The 6,216-nt window shown below is 64.3% G+C and carries 7 protein-coding genes; all 7 read left to right on the forward strand.

Going from position 1 to position 6,216, the window contains the following annotated elements; all coding sequences use genetic code 11:
* On the forward strand, window positions 1-198 hold a 198-nt coding region (locus F615_RS18715; protein WP_019560627.1), incomplete at its 5' end, for a transposase.
* Window positions 199-250: 52 nt separating this feature from the next.
* Window positions 251-718, forward strand: a complete 468-nt coding sequence (locus F615_RS19520) for a hypothetical protein (RefSeq protein ID WP_019561861.1) — start codon at window positions 251-253, stop codon at window positions 716-718.
* Window positions 715-1,782, forward strand: coding sequence for a hypothetical protein (locus F615_RS0114300; protein WP_019561862.1), 1,068 nt, complete (start codon window positions 715-717; stop codon window positions 1,780-1,782). Before F615_RS19520 ends, F615_RS0114300 begins: the two co-directional genes overlap by 4 nt.
* An 89-nt stretch (window positions 1,783-1,871) precedes the next feature.
* Window positions 1,872-2,918: a hypothetical protein gene (locus tag F615_RS0114305; protein WP_019561863.1), complete on the forward strand. Its 1,047-nt coding sequence runs from the start codon at window positions 1,872-1,874 to the stop codon at window positions 2,916-2,918.
* Entirely contained in the window at window positions 2,894-4,078 is a 1,185-nt protein-coding gene (locus F615_RS18725; RefSeq protein WP_083932485.1) for a DUF2345 domain-containing protein, read from the forward strand. The genes F615_RS0114305 and F615_RS18725 overlap by 25 nt, the downstream gene beginning before the upstream one ends.
* Complete coding sequence (locus F615_RS0114315) at window positions 4,075-5,553, forward strand: hypothetical protein (RefSeq protein WP_019561865.1); 1,479 nt, start codon at window positions 4,075-4,077, stop codon at window positions 5,551-5,553. The genes F615_RS18725 and F615_RS0114315 overlap by 4 nt, the downstream gene beginning before the upstream one ends.
* Window positions 5,553-6,216 (forward strand): hypothetical protein (locus F615_RS18730; protein ID WP_019561866.1); only part of this gene is annotated, 664 nt, incomplete at its 3' end. The genes F615_RS0114315 and F615_RS18730, both read left to right, overlap by 1 nt.

The following is a 6,216-nucleotide window of genomic DNA, read 5'->3' on the forward strand; positions in this document are numbered from 1 at the left end:
TTCGACGCGGTGGTGCGCGGCATGGTCGATCACCGCAGCAACGCCTTCGTCGAGGCGATGAACGGGCTGCTGCAGCAGGCCAAGCGCGCCGCGCGCGGCTTCAGGACGAGCCAGAACTTCATCGCCATCGCCTACCTACGCATGTCCAAGCTCAAGCACCTACCGGCCAGTCCGTTCGCGCCGGCGATGCCCCAGTGACGGTGTTGCTTTCCACACGAAACGACATGGAGCCGCCGGCGGGACCTTTTGGGTGGACGAAAAGACATTCCGCAGCCTCAAGAGTCGAGCCGAGTGGCGGGAGAAGTTGGCGGTAAAACCGGAATGGAACCAGAACGGGCAGTACGTGGTGTACGAAATCCCTGCGGGAGAAACTGTTCACGTCTGGCGCGGGCCAGCGGCGTCGCAGAAGTTGGATGGCACGCCCTACCACATGGCAGGCGGAGCGGAACAGATCGTCTTCTATCCCAGCCCGGACAAGTTTGCGGCGACGCGGCCGCGCGTCGATCCGCAAACGGGTAGCGACCTGCCGGGACGCGGCGGATCGGACACCCGGGTCGAGTGGACCGATGTGACGGGTCGCCCGGTGGCAGCACCGATCCGGGACAAGCCGACCGATCCCCATGAGAGAGGCCCATTCGAAACCAACTGGGGATTCTCGGACTGGACAGCCGACGAGGCCAAGAAGATCATCCTTGCACTGCCGGACGACATTCAATGAGCGAGCCGATCCTTCTCCCGTACAACGTACCGCGCAACCTTGACCGGGACGCATGGTTTCTGTACGAAACGACCTCCATTCCGTACTACGAGTTGTGCGCGCGGCTTTGCGAGGAATTCGCGCACTTCTTCAACAAGCTGATCAGCGGCCACCAAGCCCACGGCCTGGGGCGTGTCGACTATTGGGTTTCGCGCTACCTGACGCACGCCGAGAACATCCGGCGGGGCATCGAGTTCGTGAGAACGGCAGGCGACTACATGCCCATGCTCGACTTCCTTGGAGCAGCGTCGTCGGACTATCGGGGGTTGATCGAGAACGCATTCGGCTATGAAACGCGAGACGAGTGGCAGGAGCGGTTCGGTCGACTGAACTATGCATGTGGAACAGGCGCGGACGTGTTGCGCAACAACCAATGGAAGGGCTTGAACTGGCTGAATCGCGAATCGCTGAGCGAGCAGGATCGGAGGCTGCTGGATAACGGCCACGTGGTTGGCGATAGATCAACGGCAATCCAACACCTGACCGAATACCAACTGGCCGCGATCCCGGCGGCATTTCCTACCCATCCCATAGACCGTAGCGTCCAAGCCAAACCTGGTGATCGTTGCCCGCGGTCCGGCGTCTGGGTGCCCGCCCAATGGGCCGACGAAGGGGCAGGCGATTTCAGCTTGGCGTTCTGCATCGAAGGACGTGCGATGCAGCCCGCCTACAGAATCACGGGCCGCGAGGTCGAAGACATCTGGGAAGACTACGACCGCAAGCTCGGAATTGAGCACGAAGCGCCGGACTTCACGGAGGTTGCGGGGACGCTGAAGACCGTGGCCGTGGACACGACTTGGTACTTCTTGGAGAAGGCGGACATGAACGCCGGCGTACAGCGGACGCCTGAAACCTCGCTCCGGCTGCGCTGCGAAGCCAACCAACCCTGCCCACGCGAAGGCTGGTGGTTTACCCCCGCCAAACAAGGCGGCCGCCGCCGCTTTCAGCAAGGCGAGCTGATGCCTGATTTCAGGAGCGACTACGGCCTGACCATCTGGCAGTGGGACGAGCGGCAGGACACGTGACACTTCGCCGCGTCTTGTGCGCATCGGGATGGCGCGGAGCTCCTGGTTCGTCCCCACATGCCGATCTTCACTGCACGGGACAGCGCTTGATGAGCGAGCAAATCCTTCTGCCCTACGACGTGCCGCGCAACCTCGACCGGGACGCGTGGTTCCTGTACGAAACGACTTCCATTCCGTACTACGAGTTGTGCGCGCGGCTTTGCGAGGAGTTCGCGCACTTCTTCAACAAGCTGGTCACCGGCCACCAAGCGCACGGCATGGGACGTGTCGACTATTGGGTGTCGCGCTACCTGACCCACGCCGAGAATATCCGGCGGGGCATCGAGTTCGTGAGAACGGCAGGCGACTACATGCCCATGCTCGACTTCCTGTCGTCGGCGTCTTCCGACTACCGAGGCTTGATCGAGAACGCCTTTGGCTATGAGACGCGAGACGAATGGGAAAAAGAGTTCGAACGCATGAGCTACGCCTGTGGCACGGGAGCTGCCGTACTGAGGAACAACAAGTGGAAAGGCTTGAACTGGCTGAATCGCGAATCGCTGAACGAGCAGGATCGCAGGCTGCTGGATAACAGCAACGTGGTTGGCGATAAATCAACGGCAATTCAACACCTGACCGAATACCAACTCGCCGCGATCCCGGCGGCATTTCCTACCCATCCCATCGACCGTAGCGTCCAAGCCAAACCTGGTGACCGTTGCCCGCGGTCCGGCGTCTGGGTGCCCGCCCAATGGGCCGACGAAGGGGCAGGCGATTTCAGCTTGGCCTTCTGCGTTGAAGGCCGACCCATGCCACCCGCGTATCAGATCCTCGGCCTCGAAAAGCATGTCATCAGTGAAGCAGAGCCGGAGCACGGACTGCCAGAATTCGCCTCCTACTCCCCGAAGACGAAGGCCGTAGACACCACCTGGTACTTCGTGCACAAGCCGGACGTGCGTGGCGGCGAACAGCCGAACCCGCAATCTCCGCTTCGCCTGCGCTGTGAAGCGAACAAGCCCTGCCCGCGCGAGGGGTGGTGGTTCACGCCTGCGAAAGCGGACAGCCGGCGCCACTTCAAGCAGGGTGAGGTGATGCCCGAATTCAGCACGGACTACGGCCTGACCATCTGGCAGTGGGACACGAACCAGCAAGACTGACCGTTCACCTGGCCGAGGGGGGTCTGGGCCATCTGATCCGGCAGGTGCCGGGCAGCGCGCACCGTGGTGCGGTGCGAGGGGCCGGCTTCGAGGCCGGCACGCAAGGCTGGGCCACGCTGCGCGCGGGGCAGGGCATGCTCGTGACGACCAGCCTGCGCGCGGGCACCTACGGCAGCGCCGAGTCCACCCAGATGGACCAGGCCGAGGCGGTGGCGCAGCTGCACGCCGCGCAGGACCTGGCCGAGCGGCTCGGCCAGGCGGCCGTTCATGCCCGCGCGCTGGGGCTCACCCCCCACGCCGAGGCCACGCGCGAGCTGCTGCGGCATCTGGACCCTGCCGAGGACGGGGCCTACGCCGGGCCCGTGCATGGCCAGGACGCGCACAAGCTCGACGCCCAGCGCCAGCCGGGGGACCCGGTGGAGCGGCCGGCGGCGCCGACCATCACCTTCGATACCCCCTGCACGCTGGCCCAGCTGAGCGAGGCGTCCATCGTCCACTATGCCGCCGAGGACCAGGCCTGGGTCGCGCAAGGCGATTGGCACGAGGCGGCGGCCCACACCGCCAGCCTCGTGGCCGGCGGCACCGCGAGCTGGTACACGCACGAAGGCGGCATCCAGCTCAAGGCCGCCCACGGCCCGGTGAGCGTGCGCGCGCACACCGACCGGCTGGAGATCCTGGCCGACCAGGACGTGCAGATCCTGAGCGTCAACGACGAGATCGTCGTGCAGGCCCAGCAGCGCATCGAACTGGTGGGCGGCGACAGCGCGGTGGTGCTGGACGGCGCCCACATCGACTTCATCACGCCGGGCAGCTTTACCGTCGAGGCCACCACCCATGAGTGGGGTGGGGGCAGCAGTGCGCCGGCAGAGCTGCCGCATTTGCCTGAGGGGGTGCTCGATCGCCCCCCCAATTGGATCGCCATTCGCCACTCGGGGCCGGACGGTGAACCCATGGCGGGGCAGGGCTACAAGATCTTCTTCGAGGGCCATGTCGTCGTCAGCGGCCAGCTCGATGCACAAGGCCACGCACGGCACGAGAACGTGCCTGCGCAGGCGCTGCACGTGGAGTACGAGCCTCGCCAGCCGCAACCCGAGAAGCCATGGCCCGCGCTGAGCGACGTGGTGGCAGCGGCACAGGCCAAGCTCGGAGGCCGGCCATGAGCGCCACCTGGGAGGATCTGGAAAACGCGCTGGGATGGTTCCGGTCCGCGCCGGGACGGTGGCTGCAAAGCGCCCGGCAAGACCTCGGGGCCGCCGCCGAATGGATCTGGGTGGTGCTGCAAGGCGATTTTGCCGAGGACCAGACCACGGCCCAGGTGGTCACTGGGACAGTGATATCGATGATCCCTCTGGTGGATCAGGTCTGCGACGTGCGTGACCTCATCGCCAACTGCAAGAAGATCAACGAGGACAGCACCAACAAATGGGCCTGGGTGGCCTTGGTGCTCACCCTGATCGGCCTGTTCCCGACCCTGGGCAGCCTGGCCAAGGGATGCCTGAAGATCCTGTTTGCGTATGGGCGCAAGGCGGTCTTCAACGCCGGCCGCCAGGCGCTGGACAGCGACATGTGGCAAGCCACGCGGCCCTACGTCGAACATGGCATTGCCAAGCTCAACGACCACCTCGCCCGCCCTGAGGTGCGCCGGGCACTCTCTGTCCTGCGCATCGATCAGCCTTACCGCTACCTGGCCGAGCAAACGCGCAACGTCGCAGCCCAACTGCAGGTGAGCCGACTGACGGCCGCCATGGACAGCGCGTTGGGCCCCGCGCGCCAATTGTTGGGGATGGTCAAGCGATGGGGTGGCACAGATCTGGCTCGCCGCGCCCAGCAGACCCTGCAGATGCTCGATGGAGTGCGCCGCCAGGCCGACCGCGCCCTGGCCCAGGCGGTCCAGCCGGTACAGAACTGGCTCAACCGCCTGGCGCAAAGGTTGGATGTTGAGCATCGCCTGAACTACCGGGCGCAGACCAACGCCGTCAATCCGCACCACTTCCACCGCTTCAGCCTGGATGCCGAGATCGAGGCGTTGCGCAAGAGCCGGCCAAAGTGGGTGACGGTGGGGAAGGCAGCCAAACATAAAGCGTTGAAAAAGGCACCGCAAGTGCCGCCGGGGCATTTCGATATCAGCGAGAACGCGCCTCCGCCCTTGACCAATGCGCTCAAAACCTTCCACACCGTGCGCCCCGATGTGCTGCCTCCGGGCACGGTGCTGTACCGGGTGCTGGACCCCAAGAGCAACGACAACAGCCTGTGCTGGATGACCCGCGAAGAATTCGACAAGCTGCTCAGCAAGCCCGAGTGGCGCCAGCGCTTCGCCGTGTGGCGCCACTGGAACCACAATGGCGAGTTTGTGACCTACACCGTGCCGCCCGGCGAGGGCTTGCGGGTGTGGCGGGGGACCACGGCATCCCAACATCTGAACGACGAGCAAGGCCGCCCGGTATTGGCCAACGATCAAGGTGATATGTTCTGGCTCGACGGCGGGGCCGAGCAGATCGTGGTGAACCCGGCCGATCTGAAGCGCGAGCACCTGGGCCCGCGCCAGTTCACCGGCTGGGGCTATGACGAGGGCGACATCCAGGTCGATCTGGTGGGCGTGCCCATCTTGCAACACAACTGGTATGAGGCTCGGTGATGACCATCCCGTTGATTCCACAAGAGATCTATCTGCTGGAGCGCTACAGCTCACTCGACTACTTCGGCCAAATGCGCGACCACTTCGCCCAGTGTGTCAAGGCCGCCGAAGACGCGCTGGCCGAGTTCATGCGGCACCTCCCGCCGGACTACCGCAGCCGACCGTTGCACCAGCAGCCCGATGCGGTGTGGGGCGAGCGGGTGATTCCAAACATGCAGTGGGCGCTCAAGACGCTCAACGGGGCCTACATCAACCTATCGCATGGCGACCTGTGGGGGCTGGGTTGTGCGGGCAATGTGGAAACCACCTTTGCTTCCATCAACCGCGACTATGACATCTACTGGATGGCGCAGCCGTATCAGGATCGCTACATAGCGGCCCTACGTGCCTCCTGGAAAATGGCTTTCAACATTTCCATTACGGAGCAAGGGAGTTGGGATTTTGGGGATTTGAGTTTCGCGTACCACGAACCGTCCCGCGGCCCGCTGAACCCGCCGGCCAGTTGGCCGGTGTATCGGATCAACGAGGCGGTCCAGGTGCGCACTGGCCAGAAGGTGCCCAAGACGGGCATCTACCTGCCGGCTCATGGCCCGGCCGCTGCTGCTTTACTGATCGAAGGCCAGAAGGCCATCCAAGCCGAGGTGTGCACCAACGCCGAGGACT

Origin of the sequence: Caldimonas manganoxidans ATCC BAA-369, assembly GCF_000381125.1 — a bacterium.
GTDB lineage: Bacteria > Pseudomonadota > Gammaproteobacteria > Burkholderiales > Burkholderiaceae_C > Caldimonas > Caldimonas manganoxidans.

Bases quoted from the DNA above. Each gene is read 5' to 3' on its own strand.
- F615_RS0114305 (WP_019561863.1), top strand. From the start codon at position 1,872: ATGAGCGAGCAAATCCTTCTGCCCTACGACGTGCCGCGCAACCTCGAC.
- F615_RS0114300 (WP_019561862.1), top strand. From the start codon at position 715: ATGAGCGAGCCGATCCTTCTCCCGTACAACGTACCGCGCAACCTTGAC.
- F615_RS0114315 (WP_019561865.1), top strand. From the start codon at position 4,075: ATGAGCGCCACCTGGGAGGATCTGGAAAACGCGCTGGGATGGTTCCGG.